General features: G+C 62.8%; 14 protein-coding genes and 2 pseudogenes. 3 read left to right on the forward strand and 13 right to left on the reverse strand.

Translation table 11 applies throughout. The features are described 5' to 3' along the window. From LPB260_RS02070 to LPB260_RS02095, 6 genes and pseudogenes are all read right to left on the reverse strand, one after another. A pseudogene (locus tag LPB260_RS02070) lies at positions 1 to 855 on the reverse strand (universal stress protein); the annotation flags it as partial. 749 nt (positions 856 to 1,604) lie between these two features. Beyond that, complete coding sequence (locus LPB260_RS02075) at positions 1,605 to 3,026, reverse strand: VOC family protein (protein WP_208706991.1); 1,422 nt, start codon at positions 3,024 to 3,026, stop codon at positions 1,605 to 1,607. Positions 3,027 to 3,334: 308 nt separating this feature from the next. After that, a complete protein-coding gene (locus LPB260_RS02080) occupies positions 3,335 to 4,042 on the reverse strand; it encodes a CTP synthase (RefSeq protein WP_208706992.1) in 708 nt (235 codons plus the stop codon). Between the two features lie 108 nt (positions 4,043 to 4,150). Next, positions 4,151 to 5,035: a sterol desaturase family protein gene (locus tag LPB260_RS02085; protein ID WP_208706993.1), complete on the reverse strand. Its 885-nt coding sequence runs from the start codon at positions 5,033 to 5,035 to the stop codon at positions 4,151 to 4,153. Between the two features lie 147 nt (positions 5,036 to 5,182). Then, positions 5,183 to 5,914, reverse strand: coding sequence for an NAD(P)-dependent oxidoreductase (locus LPB260_RS02090; RefSeq protein ID WP_208706994.1), 732 nt, complete (start codon positions 5,912 to 5,914; stop codon positions 5,183 to 5,185). Between the two features lie 117 nt (positions 5,915 to 6,031). Then, positions 6,032 to 6,469 carry a GFA family protein gene (locus LPB260_RS02095; protein ID WP_371926104.1) on the reverse strand — a complete coding sequence of 146 codons (438 nt, stop codon included), beginning with the start codon at positions 6,467 to 6,469 and terminating at the stop codon, positions 6,032 to 6,034. A 149-nt stretch (positions 6,470 to 6,618) separates the two neighbouring features. On the opposite strand from LPB260_RS02095, the pseudogene LPB260_RS28965 reads away from it, so the two are divergent. Beyond that, a pseudogene (locus LPB260_RS28965) lies at positions 6,619 to 6,762 on the forward strand (IS110 family transposase); the annotation flags it as partial. A gap of 97 nt (positions 6,763 to 6,859) precedes the next feature. Here LPB260_RS28965 and LPB260_RS02100 read toward each other — a convergent pair. Both LPB260_RS02100 and LPB260_RS02105 read right to left on the reverse strand, forming a co-directional pair. Further along, a complete protein-coding gene (locus tag LPB260_RS02100) occupies positions 6,860 to 8,188 on the reverse strand; it encodes a mechanosensitive ion channel family protein (protein WP_208706996.1) in 1,329 nt (442 codons plus the stop codon). A gap of 540 nt (positions 8,189 to 8,728) precedes the next feature. Beyond that, positions 8,729 to 9,601 carry a hypothetical protein gene (locus LPB260_RS02105; protein ID WP_208706997.1) on the reverse strand — a complete coding sequence of 291 codons (873 nt, stop codon included), beginning with the start codon at positions 9,599 to 9,601 and terminating at the stop codon, positions 8,729 to 8,731. A 152-nt stretch (positions 9,602 to 9,753) separates the two neighbouring features. Between LPB260_RS02105 and LPB260_RS02110 the strand changes: the two genes are divergently transcribed. After that, positions 9,754 to 10,797 carry an IS110 family transposase gene (locus LPB260_RS02110; RefSeq protein ID WP_208706998.1) on the forward strand — a complete coding sequence of 348 codons (1,044 nt, stop codon included), beginning with the start codon at positions 9,754 to 9,756 and terminating at the stop codon, positions 10,795 to 10,797. Positions 10,798 to 11,067: 270 nt separating this feature from the next. On the opposite strand, the gene LPB260_RS02115 is transcribed toward LPB260_RS02110, so the two are convergent. The 5 genes from LPB260_RS02115 to LPB260_RS02135 all read right to left on the reverse strand — a co-directional run bounded on the left by LPB260_RS02115 (position 11,068) and on the right by LPB260_RS02135 (position 16,222). After that, positions 11,068 to 11,436, reverse strand: a complete 369-nt coding sequence (locus LPB260_RS02115; RefSeq protein WP_208706999.1) for a hypothetical protein — start codon at positions 11,434 to 11,436, stop codon at positions 11,068 to 11,070. A gap of 269 nt (positions 11,437 to 11,705) precedes the next feature. Beyond that, on the reverse strand, positions 11,706 to 12,203 hold the full coding sequence (locus LPB260_RS02120; protein WP_208707000.1) for a DinB family protein: 498 nt from the start codon (positions 12,201 to 12,203) through the stop codon (positions 11,706 to 11,708). Between the two features lie 276 nt (positions 12,204 to 12,479). Next, positions 12,480 to 13,712 (reverse strand): DUF3422 domain-containing protein, encoded by a 1,233-nt coding sequence (locus LPB260_RS02125; RefSeq protein WP_208707001.1) that lies wholly within the window; start codon positions 13,710 to 13,712, stop codon positions 12,480 to 12,482. Between the two features lie 143 nt (positions 13,713 to 13,855). Continuing rightward, positions 13,856 to 15,106: an aspartate aminotransferase family protein gene (locus LPB260_RS02130; protein WP_208707002.1), complete on the reverse strand. Its 1,251-nt coding sequence runs from the start codon at positions 15,104 to 15,106 to the stop codon at positions 13,856 to 13,858. Between the two features lie 204 nt (positions 15,107 to 15,310). Continuing rightward, positions 15,311 to 16,222, reverse strand: a complete 912-nt coding sequence (locus tag LPB260_RS02135) for a LysR family transcriptional regulator (RefSeq protein WP_208707003.1) — start codon at positions 16,220 to 16,222, stop codon at positions 15,311 to 15,313. A gap of 156 nt (positions 16,223 to 16,378) precedes the next feature. On the opposite strand from LPB260_RS02135, the gene LPB260_RS02140 reads away from it, so the two are divergent. Beyond that, positions 16,379 to 17,869 carry an aldehyde dehydrogenase family protein gene (locus LPB260_RS02140; RefSeq protein ID WP_208707004.1) on the forward strand — a complete coding sequence of 497 codons (1,491 nt, stop codon included), beginning with the start codon at positions 16,379 to 16,381 and terminating at the stop codon, positions 17,867 to 17,869. Positions 17,870 to 17,887 lie beyond the last annotated feature (18 nt).

A 17,887-nucleotide genomic window follows, 5' to 3' on the forward strand; every position in this document is an offset into this window, starting at 1 on the left:
CGCCGCCAGTTCTTCCAGATGATTGATCACGTCGGCGGGCTTGAGCACCAGCACGTCGCACTCCAGGCTGTCGAGCACGGTTTCCGCCGTGTTGCCGATCAGCGCCCCCGACAGGCCGCTGCGCGCCACGCTGCCGATCACCGTCAGTGACACGTCCAGCCTATGGGCGACCGCGGGGATCAGCACGTCGGCGGGGCCCTCCTCGATGTGTAAATGTTCGTCGTCGATGCCGTACTCGGCCTGCAGCACCCGGCATTGCTTGCGGTACAGGGCCAGGATGCTGTCCTTGACCTGGAACACCGGATCGGGCGCCAGGAGCTCGGGACAGGGGTGGGCCGACATCAGGTGCAGGGTGCCGCCGGTCATGTTGGCGATGTCATGGCCGTGACCGACGATCCCGGCATGCAGCACGCGGTGATCGACGTCGTCGTTGCCCGCATCGATGGCGGCGAGAATACTGCCGCCCTGCCAGGACGCGGTCGTCTTCACGATCAGCACCGGGCAGGGACAGAAGCGCAGCAGCTTCCAGTCCTCGGAGGGCAGCAGGGTCTTGCTCAGGCGGGTATCGCGCCGGTGCTGCTTGATCACCAGGCCGCAGCCCTGGGCCTGCTGCACGGCGATGATGGTCCGGTGCTGACCGCCATGCCAGGCCTGCTCGGCGCTGACACTGAAGCCCTGGCCCTGCAGGGCTTCGCGGGTCTCGCCAAGGAGGGTCGAATAGTCGTTCTTCTTGTCGCACACCAACACGTGCAGGTGCGACTGCGTGGTGTTGGCGATCAGCTTGGCTCGGTCGAGGACCAGGGCCGGGGACTGCTCTGGATCCATCACCACCAGGGTATTGCGAATGGTTTGCATGACTAACGTCCTGTGCGTAAGGGGATCTGTAGCGCTCGGCGGCAGGTAGCGTCCGGGCCTTGACTCGGGCGCAGCCGCTTGCCGCTTCGTCGAGCGATCTACGGGTCACTGGTTCGGCGAGGACGGCCAGGAAACGACTTCGATGAAATCTGCTTTGAATGCTTGGGCTGGCGAAGCCTACCGCGCGCTCGTCCCGCGGATTCGGGGCGTCGCTACTGGATGTGGATGCCGTCACTCAGGCGCCGCTCTCGCGAACCAGCGCTGTGCTGCGGTGCATCGACTTATGACGTGAAAGAGCGCTGTGCAGTCCATCTGCAGGCACCCTCGGCATGATTCGCGTGCCTGGGCGGTCGGCTGGCGTTGAGTGGAGCGGATTGACCATTCGTCAGGCGTCGCCCGTCGGCGTCCTCAAGCCAGCTTCCGAAGACACCCCGGAGTCAAACCCGGGTATCGATCACGGCGCTCATCGGCGACTGCATTGCAAAACGATGGTTCGTGGGCACGGGTCTGTTTACCCGCCCCACGTTTCAGTGTGGTCGCTGTGCCGCAGCCCGCCACCACCGCTAGTCGATTGGCGCGCTGGCGAGGTGCCACCGGACGGGCCATGAAGGCACTCGCCCGACCCTGTTGCCACGCCTGTCGGCTTTACGCATCCAGGCCGCGCGCCGGGCGCAAAGCGCCCGGCCAGAGGCGCCGACAGGTAGGCGAAGGGCCACGCGTTGTGATCGACGGCGGGCCTCGTCCGCGGCTCAGGCGAGTGCCGGCAGGCCCAGCGCCTCGGCGCATTGCGCCAGCGAGCGCTGCTGGGTTTCGGCGTACAGCGCCAGCTCGTCGAGCACCGGCGCGCCCAGGTCGCGCTCGAAGGCTTCGCGGTTGGCGCTCGCGCCATAGCTGTCGCGGGCGTTGTCGCCGAGGTTGGACTGGAAGATGCCGGCGGCGCTGACCGGCAGGAAGTCCTCGTAGACCAGTGGCTCGCACTGCAGGTGGCCGGCGGCCAGCAGCGCCTCGAGTTCCTGGGCCAGCTCGCCCCGCGCCTTGGCAGCCAGGCCCTGCTCGGTGACGAAGTAACGGAAGTAGGCCAGCCCCTGCCGGCGCAGGCTGGCGTAGTCATCGGGGAACGCCTGGAATTGCTGGCTGAGCGTGGCCATATAGGCCGCCGCGCCCTCCTCGTTCGGCGCGCCACCAGCCACCTTGCGGGTGGCCTCGAGCAGGCGGTCATACAGCGCCCGGCCCCGCGGGGTGAGGGCCACGCCACGCTGCTCGATCTCGCCGAAGCGCGCGGTGTGGCTGCCCAGCGCACCGCTGCCGTCCGCCTCGACGAACGTCACCGCCTCCTGCAGGGCCTTGAAGCTGGTCTGCCGCAGCAGGATCGGGCAGCGCCGCGGTGGCGGCCCTTCGATCACCGCCTTCGGGCTGATGCCGCGACCCTGCATGCCGGCCTGCACCGCGTCGATATCCAGGGTGCGCGGAGTCAGGTGATTGATGTGCGGCCCCTTGAACGCCACCACATCGGCGATCAGCCGGTGCTGGTCGCTCAACTGCTGGTACAGCGCGGCACCGACGGTGGCCTCGCGGTGCCAGCGGAAGGTCTCCAGGGCCTGCTGGACGAACTCGTCCGCCTCGCCCGCGTTCAGGCCGCCGGCCGCCTCGGCCCGCTCGATCAGCTGCAGGGCGCGGGGGGTAAAGATATTGCGCCGCGCGAGGATGCCCGCGGCCAGTTCGCGCAGCTCGCGGTTCTCGATCAGCTCCAGGCGCAACAACGAGGTGAACACGCGGAACGGGCTGTGTTGCAACGACGCCTCATGGGTGGCGCGAAACGCGGTGGAATGTACCGGCACGCCGGCACAGGCCAAATCGTAATAGCCCACCGGATACATGCCCATGACCGCGAACAGGCGGCGCATGGTGGCCAGTTCGGCGGCGCTGCCCAGGCGAATGGCGCCGTGGCGCTCCATGTCCAGGCGCTGGATCTCGCCGGTGGCGCTGAGCCGCGCGGCCAGCTGCCGGTCCTGCGCCAGGGTCTGGGCGTTGACCTCCCCCACTAGCTCCAGCAGCGCGCCGTACAACGGCACCTCGGCCTGGTACATGGCCGACATGGCGCGGGAGAACTGCGCGCGGATCTCATCGGGACTAACCAGCGCATCCGGGTTAGCGGCAGCTTGAACGCTCATGGGAACTCGACTCCTTGCATCGCCTGGACAGGGTGGCCGGCAACCCCCAGGGGGTTGGTATTCCAGCCATTCATGGGAAACATTCTGGCGAGCGGAATAGGCCGTTTCAAACGACTAATCCTCAGCTGTTCATTCCCTTAAAGAATCCACCGGCAGGCGCTGGCAGGCCCAGAAAGCCCGCCGGAAAGTGGCGCAGCCTCGGCGCGTCGCAGCGTGCGCCAATCGCGGACGCCGTGGTGCCCTTGACCGACAGCGAGTCGCCCTCGCCCGCCTAGGTCAGCCGAGACCGGAGCGAACTGACCCCGGCCTCAGCGCCCCGCACCGGACATGCAGGCACGCAGGAAGGCAACCACCAGCGGAACCGGATCGCCCCGCAGCGCCCTGCGCTCGGGTTGAAACAGGGTCGCGACGAAGAAGGGATGGCCCTCGAGCTCGACCGCGCGGACCTCGCCCGCCCCGTCATAGGCCGTAGCTCGCAGCGGACCGGAGACAAGCGCCGCGCGGAACGCTGGATTCAGCCCATAGCTGCATCGATACCCTTCGGTAATCTCATCTGCAGCGTAGGCGGACGCGGCACGGGTATTGGCCTGCAGGCGAATCAGGTCACTCACCTCCACCAATGCGCACGCCAACGGGGCAATCACCTGGCGCGGCGCATCGGGGGCGGTTTCGCCATGCTCGGCGTCGTGCCAGCCCAGCACATTGCGCGCGTACTCCAGCAGCGCATGCTGAAACCCGCCACATGTCCCCAGGAAGGGCATGCCATTGCTGCGTGCATGGCCAATGGCGAGCAGCGCACCGTCCATGTTCCGGTAAGGGCTGGCAGGCACACACCAGAGTCCGTCGAAGCGGCTGATCGAGGCGGCAGAGGTGATCGTTTCGGTCCCGATCCACTCGAACCCCACCTCGACTTCCAGCCCCTGCGCCGCCTGCTGCAGCGCCGGTGGGATGGCCTGATGGGCCGGAACGGCGGCGTCGTAGTCGCCGATCAAGCCGACTGTGATGGTTGCGGGCATGTCCGTGTACGTTCCTTGTCAGTGGCAAACTTCAGCTTCGGGGCGCCCAGTACGGGCGCCCATCAGCGAGTGACGCAGCGAAAACCGAACGTTCTCCGGGCAATCTGCCTATCCCACGCAGCACCCAGGGGAAAACATCGAGCGCAACTGGGAGAAGTAGCCAGACCGCCCTGGGTAGGCGGCGCTGTCGGCGAACAGGCCAACCTGCACCGGCGCCCTGTTGTTCCCGCCCAGGTAGAACGTCTTGAATACCTGATCCCAAATCACCAGGGCACTGCCAAAGTTGACATGGCCTTCGCGCGCGTCACTGGAATGATGCCAGCGGTGCAGTTCGTTGCTGCTGAAGATGAAGTTCAGCCAGCCGCTCTTAAGGTCGATATTCGCATGCTGCAGCATGAGCACCGGCTGGGTGAGCGCCAGATACCCCAGCAGCGCCTCGGGCGAGAACCCCAGGAGCATGGCCGGCAGCATGCCGACGATAAAATTCGTCGCGTGATTGAGCGGATGGAATCGAAAGTTGTTCAGGCTATACAGGCGTTCACTGCTGTGGTGCATGGCGTGCAACCACCAGAGCGGCTTCGCCATGTGATGTAGCCGGTGCGACCAATAGCGCCCAAGCTCGATGAGCAGGGTCGCCGCCAGTATCTGCAACGCAAGGGGCAGGCTCGCCAGAAAGGCCTCGCTTGGCGCGATCGATGCCGCCCCCAGTAATGAGACAAGGGCGACAGGCCCAGCCGCCTTGAGCAACGGCTCCACCATGCCGACCAGCACCACGGCGCTGATGACATCGGTCCCGACATCCCCCCGGTTGCGGCGCCAGTCCTCTCGATAGGGGGCGAAACGCTCGAACAGCATGCCGGCCACCAGCGTCGCGACAGTAGCGGCAACAACCGTCACCTCGAGGTCCAGCCCGGCGTGATAGGCGAAAAAGAAGGCAGCCAGGCTGGCGCAGACGCTGATCAATAAAAAGGTGCGATTCAACAGCTGTTGCATAGTGCGCTCTCCGATCCATGGTGACGGGGCTAACGCGTCGCGTCAGCGCCCAGTTAAGTTGACGAGCGAAATCTCGCTCAACCGCATCCACTTGCCCTGTACATAGAGTCCCGCGCCGCCCCCTGCACGATGCGTTGAACGCAGGGTCTACAAGGAGCCGTCGACGTTATAGACCACCGGCATCTGCCCCTTCCATTTAAGCCAGCCGCCATTGTCGGTGATCAGGTCAGCCATGAAATGTGCCACGTTGATGCGACTGGTTTTGCCTGCATCGAATATCGCGCTTCGGATCGGTGAAGGGTGAACCGCGTATTCGGTTACAACGCTCTCATCAATCAAGGTATCGGGACGAACCACGGCCCATTCGATCACCCCGTCGCCCTGACCAATGCGGGTGCGCAGAAAATCTGCGGCCTGCTCATTATCCAGGTGCGGCGGCAACAACAGGCGAATCAGCCCCATGACCGCTTTCTGGGCCAGGGAAACCGGCTCAGACAGATCGCGATTGCGGTTACCGGTGGTGTTCATCAGCACGAACCTGACCGGTCTAGCCGGCTGGCTTTCGCCGATGGCAGTGCATAAGCGGTTGACCGCCTCGGTCACCAGCCTGCGAGGCTCGCCATAGATCCCCTTCAAGCTCAGGTTGTGCCCCAGGCACGATGCCACTGCCTCACACCCATCGACGTGGCGCGCCAGTTCGCCATCGCTCAACTCCAGGATGCTGCCGGGGATAACCGAGAGGTTTTCGTTGTTCTCAAAGAGCCGGCGAAATGGCTCCGGCGCTCTCACAATCGCCCGGACCTGCTGTCCTCGACTGAGCAACTGCTCGACCAACAACCGCCCCGTCGCGCCACTTGCGCCTACCACCAATGTGGCCATGTCTTGTCTCCTTCCCTGTATCTGGACAACCAAGCGCACAACGATCAAGCCGAGCGACGGGCCATATCCGCTGTCCCTACGCTGAGGCCCTGCACGCCTTCGACCAGGCGCGAACAATCAATCAATTTCGCGGCACTGCGGCAATGTATCCGTTATATCGAACCAGGGTGCCTTACTGCCGACATAAACGTGTCGAGCAGGCTTCACCTTGGGATCATCATCCAAGGTGCCCAGCGGAAAGCCAAGTACCTCAGGTGCCGCATCGAACCTGGTGAACAAGCTGGAACCGCACTCGGAACAAAATCCTTTGTGCTCCCCCTTTGACGACTCATAGAACTTAATGAACCGCTCTCCAGACAACGTTCTCCAGTCTTTAGCCGCTACCCTGGCCCGGGTTCTGAAAGCTGACGCATGCAGCTTTCGGCACATCGAGCAGTGGCAATTGAGTACATCCAGCAACTCGCCAGTAATTTCATACTTCACTCGCTGGCAAAGACAACTTCCCTTCAACACCATTGATCCCTCCTTGAACAAGACCGCGGATGCTGTCCTCATAACAGTTGATGCGTGTACTTTCGGGGCGGAATTCAGCCCGCCCCACCTAACGAGCTATAAGCCAGATCCGGAAAAAAACGCCGCCTCACGCCCCTGAGACCGAGCGGTGACGACTACACATTGAACGAACGGTGCTGGTGCGCTTAGCGATGGATCTGGGCAAGTCCGTTCGCCAAATAGCCGAGAGTGTCCATGTCGGCCGGATGAGTCAGCACAGGCGGCTGCATCGTGAGGCGTATGCCCGATGTATACAGGAGCAGGTGCAGCCGGTCGAGTGGCTGGTGGCGGCCTGTGACAGAGGCCAGCTGGATCGCACCACCCCGCTGAGAACATGCGCCCCATGGGAGCCGGATCGGCGGCGCCCCGCAACGATGGCGCGCCACAGACTCCTTAATCGCCCCGCTTTCTTTTGGCGGAGGGGCGTTCGTTCAGGACACGCACCTCTCTCTGCGGGAAAGGTATTTCGAAGCCATGCTCCTGCAGCGCCTCCAGGATCATCAGCAAGAGGTCACCCCCAACGCGGTTCTTGCCGTCGTCGACGCCCTCCATCCAGAACTCCACGAACATATTGATGCCGGAGTCGCCAAAGCTGTCTATCTCACAGTCAGGCCGCTCCTCGAACGGTACATCCTCACCGCTGAATACCTGCGGGTGGCTGGCCACCACTTCCTTGATGATCTCCACCAGCTTCCTGACATCGGAGTCATAGGAGACCGAAAAGTCCACCCGGTAACGCTGGCTTTTGTCCTTGTGCGTCCAATTGGTGAAGATCTCGGCGATGAACTTTTCGTTCGGTACCACAACATCCTTGCCATCGAAGGTTTCCAGCGTGGTCGAGCGCATATTCAACTCACGCACGATACCGGTGCGGCCGTCTTCGAGTTCGACGTAATCACCAATGGACACCGAGCGGTCGAGCAGGATGATGATGCCGGAGATGAAATTGGAGGCGATGGCCTGCAACCCGAAGCCAAGACCAACACCCAGCGCGCCGCCAAACACCGCGAGCGTGGTGAGGTTGATGCCCATGATCTGTAGCAGCAGCAGGAAAATGAAGAAGAATATCGCCACCTCGAAGAGCTTCGCGGCCACTTCCCGGGTGCGAGCGTCCAGGTTCTCCTGATGGGAAATGAAGTCCCGCCCGGTTCTGCTGCTGACGCGGCCGAGCCAGAACAGCATCGAGCCGAAGATCGCGACCCGGGCGATGCCATAGACCGAAATCTCGATATTGCCGAGACTGACGGAAATCGATTCGAGTATCCCGATCAATCCGTCCAGAAGGCCAACCAGATGCAGAAATAACAACGGGATGCCCAGCCACTTGAAGGTCGAGGCAAGAAACCTGTTGCGGATAAAGTTACGGATGATCGAGTAAAAGATAAGCAGGATGGAAATGGTAAGCGCCGCCTGCACCAGCCACCCCTGACTCAGCAGGTTCTCGCTCACTTCAACGGATATTCGCAACAACAAAATCGCGAGTATCGGGAAAATCAAGCCGCCCAGCCTGCCGATAAATTTACGAAACGGATGAGCGCCCGCCTCATCACCCCCTGCATTCAAAAACGGGGCGTATTTCCTGATGCGATTGGCAACTACCCAGGCGATCGCATAAATCGCAACGACCATACCAATTTGCGTATAGGTTTCCGGCTGGGAGAGCACCGCGCTTACTGTATCAAGAGCCTGTTCTAATTGTTGATCGAGATTACCCAGTTTCATTTTGGAAACCCCACATACCACCCCGATAGGTAGTTCAGGCCATTTAAGTCAACACCAGCAGACAGCCCTCAGCGCAACTACGTCCCCGAGACGCCATAGTAGTATAGGCTCGATTTTCCACCCTGCCCCTCTCATCCGTAAGACCGTGAGTCATTTTCACTACAGCGCTATAAGCGCTTGCTAACTAGATACTGACCCTTATAGCCCGGCATCAGCGGAACTCCGAACAAGCAGGAGCGGCGCAGCAAAGTGCGGCGAGTTCAGCACGCCCCCCGCACAGGGCCAAGTAACCAGAATATGATTTTAGATGGTTGCAACGACTGCTCAGCACTGTCGAAACGGACGAGTCCTACAACAAAACAAGGCCGATAACAATGCTGATCTGTGTGATCGATTGAACGCTGGGCCCCCGCTGTGCGAACTACAGAGTGGCCAGGGCGATGCTGCCCATGACAGGCCGGATATACGAATGCAACCGCACTGACGACAGGCTTGAAAAGCGATTCCTCATCTACTAGCGGGGAGCGTCCATATACATTGTTAGACATGAACTCCCTTGTGCTGATGGAAGTACCCTCTAAGCCAAGTGTAACGCAGGGCTAGCTTGCTGTTTTTTCTGGATTTATGTAGCTCATACTGCTCGCAAATATACGCATAAGCTTGGTTGTAAAGGTCTTTACTCTCGTCGTGGAATACGCTGTTTTTAAATTCTTCTCCGAGGTAGTTGAGGATGTGATAGCCGTCTTGGTCGATAGCTGTCATGTTTATGCACTTGACGGCAAGGTTGTAGTTATAAAGATGAAGCTTGTCTTCAATGTTTGGAGTGTCTTGAAGATAAGTGTTTAAGTAGTTCATGGTGTGCTCGCCAATTACGATTCTTGGGTACTGAGCTACGCTACTTTCTAGAAGATAACTGTTGGCAACGACAGCGCCGTAAAGCTCGTTGTCATGTAACTCCACGCCCCATGATGTTTCTATTGCGCCTCTAATTGGTTGCTTGTCTGCTAAGCCAAGTAAACATAAAGCTCCCGCAAGCATGAATATTTCGATGACTGCATTCATTGGGCACTTGGCATGCTGGGTGTTTAAAGAGTGATAGAAGACCAACCCGTCTGACCAGCGCTGTTGCTTTGCTTTAGGTAGTTTCATTTCGTCATAAAGCTTTTGATCTTCAGGAGATAGTGAGACCCTAAAGGTTGTAGGGTTTTCAGCCTCCTTTCTGAAGTGTTCTGCGTGCAATTGCAGGCGGCCAATGGCTCCGACAGATTGCCTGACTATATCTAGGAATTTTTCTTTGCTGATATCGTCATCAAGAGAGGGCATTAGGTCCTGGCCCTTGAGGGCGTCTCTTTGACCGAGTAAATCAATAAAGCAGGCGCAGAAGTTTGAAATGCTTAGATCTTTGTTGTTCATCGATCTCTCTTGAATGTCTAACGATTAAGCTAAGGGGCGGGCTTTAGCCCGTCCCAGTGAGCGAAGCGAACGGTTTGAATGCTGTAATGGACGCTCCCCGCGCCACGGTTCTATACCCACAACGGTGGTGACTGTGCATTGGGAGAGGTGTGATGAAACGCATAGCAGTTGATCTGGCCAAGTCCGTTTACCAAGTTGCCGAGAGTGTCCGTGCCGGCGTGGTGAGTCAGCGCAGGCGGCTGAGTCGTGAGGCGTTCGGGCGATATATACAGGAGCAGGCCGAGGCGGTCGAGTGGCTGATGGAGGCCTGTGGCACGGCGCACTACTGGGGGCGGCTGATGCAGGCCCGTGGGCACCGGGTGATGCTGCTGCATCCACGCTATGTGCGATCGTACCGGCGGCGTAACAAGACCGACCGCAACGACTGTGAGGCGATGCTCGAAGCGGCGCGCTGTGCCGGCCTGCATCCGGTGCCGGTGAAGAGCCACGAGCAGCAGCAACTGCAGCAGTTGCACGGCCTGCGCGAGACCTGGAAGAAGAGCCGCACCCAGCGTATCAACCTGCTGCGTGGCATCCTGCGCGAAGCGGGTATCGAGGCGCCAGCCAGCACCGCGGCCTTCCTGCGCCGGGCCAACGAACTGATCGAGCGCCCGGAGCTGGCGCGCCTGCGCGGCCTGCTGCAGATCGTCCTGGGTGAGATCAATCTCTATCAGCAGTGCATGGCGGACTGCGAGCGGCAGCTGCAGCAATGGCATGCCGAGGATGAAATCGTGCGCAGGCTGGACGAGGTCAGCGGCATCGGCCTGCTCACCGCCAGCGCCCTGAAGACCGCGGTCGGCAATCCGCAGCGCTTCGCCAGCGGCCGCCAACTCAGTGCCTGGCTGGGCCTGACCCCACGCGAGTTCAGCAGCGGCAACCGGCGCAAGCTGGGCCATATCAGCTGCCAGGGCAACGTCTATGTGCGTACCTTGCTGGTCCACGGCTCCCGCGCCGCCTTGTTGGCGGCCCAGCGCTGCCTGGCCAACACGCCGGAACGACTGACCGCATTACAGCGCTGGGCCACGCAAACGGCGGCGCGCATCGGCCACAACAAAGCGGCGGTGGCGTTGGCCAACAAACTGGTACGAATCTGCTGGGCGGTGTGGTGCCACGAACGACGTTTCAGCGGCAACTGGCAGAGCGTAAGGCCCGCCTGACGGCGGGAGTAACCAGGAGGGAATGAGGGTTTTCGGGTGGTTGTGGTGAGACGCGAGACTGTCGGAACAGGCGAGTCCTGCAGCGGAACAAGGCCGATAACAATCATGATCCACGTGATCGATTGAACGCTGGGCCCCCGCTGTGCGAACTACAGAGTGGCCAGGGCGATGCTGCCCATGACAGGCCGGATATACGAATGCAACCGCACTGACGACAGGCTTGAAAAGCGATTCCTCATCTACTTGTGGGGAGCGTCCATATACGCATTGTTATGTCCCTGCGCACGATGCTGCCTGGGGGATTTTTATAAACTCGCCTTTGTTGTTTTCAAAGAACAACTCTTTGTTTTTATAAGCGACCTTAAGAGTGGAGCTGAAGGCTCCAGGAATAAGCACATTTTCAGGGATTGGCCAAGCTAGAAAGTATTGAATTTCATTGTCGCTCTTTACCGTGATGCACTCTTGATACCAGCTCACTTCTTCTTCAGATCCGGGGCCAATTATCCAGCTAAACTCTGTTTTGAAGGGTGGAACAATAATAACTATATTTTCAGACTTGTTCTTGATGAGGCCGTTGATGCTGACAGGACATCCTGTAAGCGTGAGTGATACGAGTATGATGAGTAGTATGCGATTCATGGCTGGTAGGACATAACTAAAATTAGACACCAAGCGGTGCGTTTAAACGCATCATTTGGTGGATAACATTCCCTGTCGCCTTTGGCTTTCCCTGTCTATTCCGGGGTTCCAGCGGGTCGCTGGGGTCAGAAGGACGTTATGCACCATCGACGGCAAGCCTGGATGCCTCGCCCGCGCTTGGCATTTTCCGGCCGACGCTACTGTTTTGCCATGATCCTGTCCAGCGACTGAGTCTGCCGGCGTCCCCGCGTGGCTGGCGTCCTGCCCGCCTAGCCAGCCTGGGATGCTTCGATCTTGCCGAGTAGCCACTGTAGGCCCGCAAGGTGCTGCTGATCATGGCTGCAGAGATAGTGCACCAGGCTGCGCATCGTTAACGGCCCGTAGCCCTCAAATACCGCAGTTCGACTGAACTGGTAGGGACCAAGGGATTCGATAAGCCTTACCGTCTCGTCCCGCGCGGCACGAAACGCCGCGAAGACCTCCTTTGCGTCGGCGCTCGCATACGCGCGTTCCTTGGCCAGGCTCTCACCGTCGACCGACGCCAGCGTGGGCTCGAACTCGGTTAACGTGCGCCGGAAACGGACGTGATAGCCGTCGATCTCAATGTCACGAACGTGGCAGATCTGTTCGATGGCCGTGAACGGCTCGCTGGGGACACCGGCCCATGAGTCTGGCGCCCAGTTTCTGAACGCCGTGGGGATGGCGTGATAGTAAGTTTCAAGCTGTTCCGGGAAAGTGCGCAAGGCATTGAGCGTTGTACTGAACATTGCCGTCTCCAGTTCGGCCAGGGTTAGCTCCCGGGTAAAGCGGCCGTACACTTTATTCCCAGCGAGGATTCGGGCTCTACTTAGTCCCCATTGGTGACCGCTTCTACCAGAGCACATCTGTATATACAGGCACGGACCGCGGTGGTCGAGGGTTTCGTTGTACTGAAACAGCCATCCCTCGCGCGGCGGCGCAGCCTGCGTCGCAATCCATCGCCCCCCCGCCCGTTGGCAGCTAGTTCCGCCCAAGGGACGTGCACACCACTGCGCCCTGCCCGCCTAGTGCCGGGCCGCTTGCTTCAGGCGCCGCGCCAACAGCAGCAGGGTCAGCAGGAAAAGCGGCGCCAGCAGGGCGAACAGCACCTTTCCGGACAGCGGCGAGCCCAGGGCGCCCAGCCCCTCCAGGGTCATCTTCAGCAGGCCGATCAGGTAGTAGCTGATGGCGATCAGCGAGAAGCCCTCTACCGCCTTCTGGATCTTCAGCTGGGTGTGGGTGCGGGCGTTGAGGCTTTCGAGAATCTTCGAGTTCTGCTCCTCCACTTCCACCTGGGCCTTGGCCTGCAGCAGGTCGCCGAGGTTGGCGATGCCATCGGCCAGGCGGTCCAGGCGCTGTTCGGTGGCGGCGCAGTAGCGCACGCTGGGCTTGAAGCGCCGCTCGAGGAAGATGCCGAGGCGCTGGTGCTCGCCGACGTGGCTTTCGCGCAGCTCGGCGATGCGCTCGAAGACGATCTGCGCGTAGGCCGCGGTGGCGCTGAAGCGCGGCCGGCTGGTGGCCGAGCAGCGCATCAACCGGGCCGACAGCGCGGTCAGGCCATCGAGCAGGGCCTTGGCCTGGTCGTTGTCGGCCTCGGCGTTGCGCTCGGCGAGGCGGATCAGTTCGCGGTCCAGTTCCTGCAGCGTATTGCCCAGCTCCTGTGCCGTGGGCAGGCCGAGGCACGCCAGCATGCGGTAGGTTTCGATCTCCACCAGGCGGCGCACCATGCGCCCGAGGCGGTAGGCATTCAGGCCGCGGTTGACCAGCAGCAGGCGATTGTAGCCCTGGGCCGAGAGGCGGAAGTCGCCCCACACCGTGGCGTCGCCACCGCCGATATGGGAGCCGGCCGGGTCCTTGAAGCCATAGCCGGCCGGCGCCTGCGTCGCGTCCTGCTGATTCTCGACGAGGATCACCAGGGCATCGATGATCAGCTCGCGGTGGGCGTCGAGCAGGCCGCGCAGCGGTTGCGGCACCTCGGCCCAGCGCGTGCCATCGGCCGCCAGCGGCACCACCCAGGTCAACGAGAGGAATTCGCTGTGGCGCTCCCACTTGAAGGCGCAGCCGGCGATGCGCAGCAGGCCATGGCGCTGCACGCCGCGGCCCGGGTTGTCGGCCAGCTCGTCGAGGCGGCGGACGATGGCGTCCAGTGACTGGCCATCGTCCAGCAGGGCGAAATGATAGACATGGGCCGGGCCGTCGAAATAGAGCGACGGGCGCGCGTGCAATTCATCGTGCAGGCTTGCTCTCAGCGGGTGCATCACAGGCTCCAAGACAGAGGGCGCCGCCGCTCGGCCGGCAGCGCCTGAATCTACTGGACTGCCGCCAGCCTCGCCGAGGCACAGGGTGCCGCCGCCGCTTTGCCACTTTCGCCGTGGTGCTGCGCAAGCGGGCGCCGATCGACTCAGTCCAGTTGCGCCAGGCAACGCTCGAAGATGTCGAAACCCTCGCCCAGCCGCTCAGGCTCGGTGGTCAGCGGCGCCAGCAGGCGGATGATGTGGCGCTGCTTGCCGCTGGGCATCAGCAACAGGCCCTGCTCGCGGGCGTTGCCCAGCAGGCTGGCCAGGCGCTCGCTGCCGGGGCCACCGTCGGCGCTGCGCAGCTCGATGCCGCGCATGGCGCCCACGCCGGTCAGGCGGCCGATGGCAGCCGCCCAGGGCGCCTGCTGCCAGCTGCTGTAGCGGGCGAGGATGGTGCGTTCCTGCAGCTCGCCCCAGGTCGCCAGGTTGGCGTCGCTCATCTCTTCCAGGGTGGCCAGGGCCGCGGCGCAGGCGATCGGGTTGCCCGAATAGGTGCCGCCCAGGCCGCCCTTGGGCAGCGCGTCCATCAGCTCGCGGCGGCCGACCACCGCCGCCAGCGGCAGGCCGCCGGCCATGCTCTTGCCCAGCAGCAGCAGGTCCGGCTCGATGCCCAGGCGGCTGAAGGCGAAGCGCTGGCCGCTGCGGCCGAAGCCGGACTGGATCTCGTCGATGATCAGGAGGATGCCGTGGGTATCGCAGAAGCGCCGCAGGTCCTGGGCGAAGGCCGCATCCAGGGCCTGGAAGCCGCCCTCGCCCTGCACCGGTTCGACGATGAAGCAGGCCACCTCGGCGCGGTCGATCTCCACGCTGAACAGCCGCTCCATGGCCGCCAGGGCCTGCTCGCGGCTGACCCCGTTATCGGCACTGGGGTACGGCAGGTGATAGACCGGCCCCGGCAGCACGCCGACCTTCTGCTTGTAGGGCGCCACCTTGCCGTTGAGGTTGAGGGTGGCCAGGGTACGGCCGTGGAAGCCGCCGTCGAAGGCGATCACCGCGGTGCGACCGGTGGCCGCGCGGACGATCTTCAGGGCGTTCTCCGCCGCCTCGGCGCCGCTGTTGGTGAGCATGCCGGAGAGCGGGTAGCTGACCGGAATGAAGCGCGTCAGGGCCTCCATCAGCCGGCCGTAGCCCTCATGGGGCACGGCATTGAAGGCCGAGTGAGTCAGCCGGCCGGCCTGCTCGCGCACCGCCTCGACGATGCGCGGGTGGCAGTGGCCGAGGTTGAGCACGCCGATGCCGCCGACGAAGTCGATGTAACGCTTGCCGGCGCAGTCCCAGACCTCGGCGTTGCGGCCGTGGCTGAGGTTGATGGGGTGGACGATGCCCAGGGCGTTGCTGATCGGTGCCTGGCTCATGGGCGAATATCCTCAGCGCGGCGAAGGTTCGAAGGGCGTGGGCAAGCATTCTCGCGGGCGGGCATGGGGCGTCCTCGTGGCCAGGTTGACTGAGCCACTATGAAAGCGAGAGATGAAGCTAGCCGACAAACGAAAAAAAACGCGCCTGTCATTCCTTTTTTTCCGCCTTGTGCCCACCTCGGCGTGTCGCCCGCTGGGGACGACTCAGCGTGCGGCGTCGCCGTGTTCGAGGCGTACCTGCGCCTCGATCCACTTCACGAAGGCGCGAATCTTCGGCACTTCGGCGGCGTGTTCGGCGTAGGCGAGAAAGTGCCGGCCACTGCTGGGCTGGGCGTGATCCCAGGGCATCACCAGCTTGCCCTCGGCCAGCTCGTCCTCCACCAGAAAACGTGGCACCAGCGCCACGCCGCAGCCGGACTGGGCCGCGCGGATGCACATATAGAAGGTCTCGAAGCGCGGCCCGTGGTAGCTGTGCTCGGTCTGCAGGCCCTGGGCCTCGAACCACTCGTGCCAGGCCTCGGGCCGCGAGGCGCACTGCAGCAGCACCCGCTCACTGAGCTGCAGGGCGCTGTCCAGCGGCGTGGCCGGGAGGATGTCCGGGGCGCACACCGGCACCATTTCCTCGCCGAACAGCTCGAGACACTCGGCCCCCGGCCAGGTGCCCTGGCCGAAGAAGAACACCACGTCGGCCCGCGCCTGGACCAGGTCGAAGGGTTCCAGTTCATTGCGGATGTCCAGGTGGATGTTCGGGTTGGCCGCGCCGAAGCCCTTGAGATGAGGGATCAGCCAGCGCGCGCCGAAGGTCGGTTGGGTCGCCACCTTGAGCACCTCGGTCTCGCCACCGTAGGACAGGATGTAGTGGGTGGACATCTCCACCTGCTTGAGGATCTTGTTCACCTCGGTCAGGTACAACGAGCCGGCCGGGGTCAGCTGCAGGCGCCGGCGGATGCGGCGGAACAGCAGGTGCTGGAGCATCTCCTCGAGCTGCGCCACCTGCTTGCTCACCGCGCTCTGGGTGAGGAACAGCTCCTCCGCGGCGCGGGTGAAGCTCAGGTGGCGCGCCACCGCCTCGAAGCACTGCAGGGCGGCCATGGACGGCATCAGGCGTTTGGACATGGGGAAATCTCGCGAAGGCGTGGGGCGGCGAACAGGGGCGAACGATGAATCCTAGGAATGACATGGCGAATAATGCTCGCTTGCTGCCCTCCAGGCGGAAGATTAATACTGACCCCGAGCATAATTTTCAACCACGACCAGATACAGGAGAGAGCCATGGTTGACGGACTTCTGAGCCGCCTCGGGGTTAGCGCCCACGCAGTAGAGAATGGCAACTACCCGGTACACACCCCGATCGACGGCAGCCAGATCGCTTCGGTCAGCCTGGAAGACCGCGCCGCGGTGCAGGCCAAGATCGCCCGCGCCGAGCAGGCCTTCCTGGCCTGGCGCAGCGTGCCGGCGCCGCGTCGTGGCGAACTGATCCGTCTGTTCGGCGAGGTGCTGCGCAAGCACAAGGCCGACCTCGGCGAGCTGGTGTCCTGGGAAGCCGGCAAGATCACCCAGGAAGGCCTGGGCGAAGTGCAGGAGATGATCGACATCTGCGACTTCGCCGTCGGCCTGTCGCGCCAGCTCTACGGCCTGACCATCGCCTCCGAGCGCCCGGGCCACCACATGCGCGAGACCTGGCAGCCGCTCGGCGTGGTCGGCGTGATCAGCGCCTTCAACTTCCCCGTGGCGGTCTGGGCCTGGAACACCACCCTGGCCCTGGTCTGCGGCGACGCCGTGCTGTGGAAGCCATCGGAGAAGACCCCGCTCACCGCCCTCGCCTGCCAGGCACTGTTCGAGCAGGCGCTGGCCGCCTTCGGCGACGCCCCCGAGGGCCTCAGCCAGCTGATCATCGGCGACCGCGAGGCCGGCGACGCCCTGGTCGAGGACCCGCGCGTGGCCCTGATCAGCGCCACCGGCAGCACCCGCATGGGCCGCGAAGTGGCGCCCAAGGTGGCCGCCCGCTTCGGTCGCAGCATCCTCGAACTGGGCGGCAACAACGCCATGATCCTGGCCCCCAGCGCCGACCTCGACATGGCCGTACGGGCCATCCTGTTCGGCGCCGTGGGCACCGCCGGCCAGCGCTGCACCACCCTGCGCCGGCTGATCGCCCACGAGTCGGTCAAGGACGAGATCGTCGCCCGCCTCAAGGTCGCCTACAGCAAGGTGCGCATCGGGCACCCGCTGCAGGGCAACCTGGTCGGCCCGCTGATCGACAAGCACAGCTTCGAGGCCATGCAGGCGGCGCTGGACAAGGCCCGCGCCGAGGGCGGCAAGGTCTTCGGCGGCGAGCGCCAGCTGGCCGAGCAGTTCCCGAACGCCTACTACGTCAGCCCGGCCATCGTCGAGATGCCGGCGCAGAGCGAGGTGGTGCGCCACGAGACCTTCGCGCCGATCCTCTACGTGATGAGCTACAGCGACTTCGACCAGGCCCTGCGCCTGAACAACGAAGTGCCGCAAGGCCTGTCGTCCTGCATCTTCACCACCGACATGCGTGAAGCCGAGCAGTTCCAGAGCGCCGCCGGCAGCGACTGCGGCATCGCCAACGTCAACATCGGCACCAGCGGCGCGGAAATCGGCGGCGCCTTCGGCGGCGAGAAGGAAACCGGCGGCGGCCGCGAGTCCGGCTCCGATGCGTGGAAGGCCTACATGCGCCGGCAGACCAACACGGTCAACTACTCCCGCGAGCTGCCCCTGGCCCAGGGCATCGTGTTCGACTGACACAAAGCCAGGCCAGAA

This window comes from Pseudomonas sp. LPB0260 (assembly GCF_013388395.1).

Bases quoted from the DNA above. Each gene is read 5' to 3' on its own strand.
- LPB260_RS02115 (WP_208706999.1), bottom strand. From the start codon at position 11,436: ATGAATCGCATACTACTCATCATACTCGTATCACTCACGCTTACAGGA.
- LPB260_RS02105 (WP_208706997.1), bottom strand. From the start codon at position 9,601: ATGAACAACAAAGATCTAAGCATTTCAAACTTCTGCGCCTGCTTTATT.
- LPB260_RS02085 (WP_208706993.1), bottom strand. From the start codon at position 5,035: ATGCAACAGCTGTTGAATCGCACCTTTTTATTGATCAGCGTCTGCGCC.
- LPB260_RS02135 (WP_208707003.1), bottom strand. From the start codon at position 16,222: ATGTCCAAACGCCTGATGCCGTCCATGGCCGCCCTGCAGTGCTTCGAG.
- LPB260_RS02130 (WP_208707002.1), bottom strand. From the start codon at position 15,106: ATGAGCCAGGCACCGATCAGCAACGCCCTGGGCATCGTCCACCCCATC.
- LPB260_RS02080 (WP_208706992.1), bottom strand. From the start codon at position 4,042: ATGCCCGCAACCATCACAGTCGGCTTGATCGGCGACTACGACGCCGCC.
- LPB260_RS02095 (WP_371926104.1), bottom strand. From the start codon at position 6,469: ATGAGGACAGCATCCGCGGTCTTGTTCAAGGAGGGATCAATGGTGTTG.
- LPB260_RS02075 (WP_208706991.1), bottom strand. From the start codon at position 3,026: ATGAGCGTTCAAGCTGCCGCTAACCCGGATGCGCTGGTTAGTCCCGAT.
- LPB260_RS02125 (WP_208707001.1), bottom strand. From the start codon at position 13,712: ATGCACCCGCTGAGAGCAAGCCTGCACGATGAATTGCACGCGCGCCCG.
- LPB260_RS02090 (WP_208706994.1), bottom strand. From the start codon at position 5,914: ATGGCCACATTGGTGGTAGGCGCAAGTGGCGCGACGGGGCGGTTGTTG.
- LPB260_RS02100 (WP_208706996.1), bottom strand. From the start codon at position 8,188: ATGAAACTGGGTAATCTCGATCAACAATTAGAACAGGCTCTTGATACA.
- LPB260_RS02120 (WP_208707000.1), bottom strand. From the start codon at position 12,203: ATGTTCAGTACAACGCTCAATGCCTTGCGCACTTTCCCGGAACAGCTT.
- LPB260_RS02110 (WP_208706998.1), top strand. From the start codon at position 9,754: ATGAAACGCATAGCAGTTGATCTGGCCAAGTCCGTTTACCAAGTTGCC.
- LPB260_RS02140 (WP_208707004.1), top strand. From the start codon at position 16,379: ATGGTTGACGGACTTCTGAGCCGCCTCGGGGTTAGCGCCCACGCAGTA.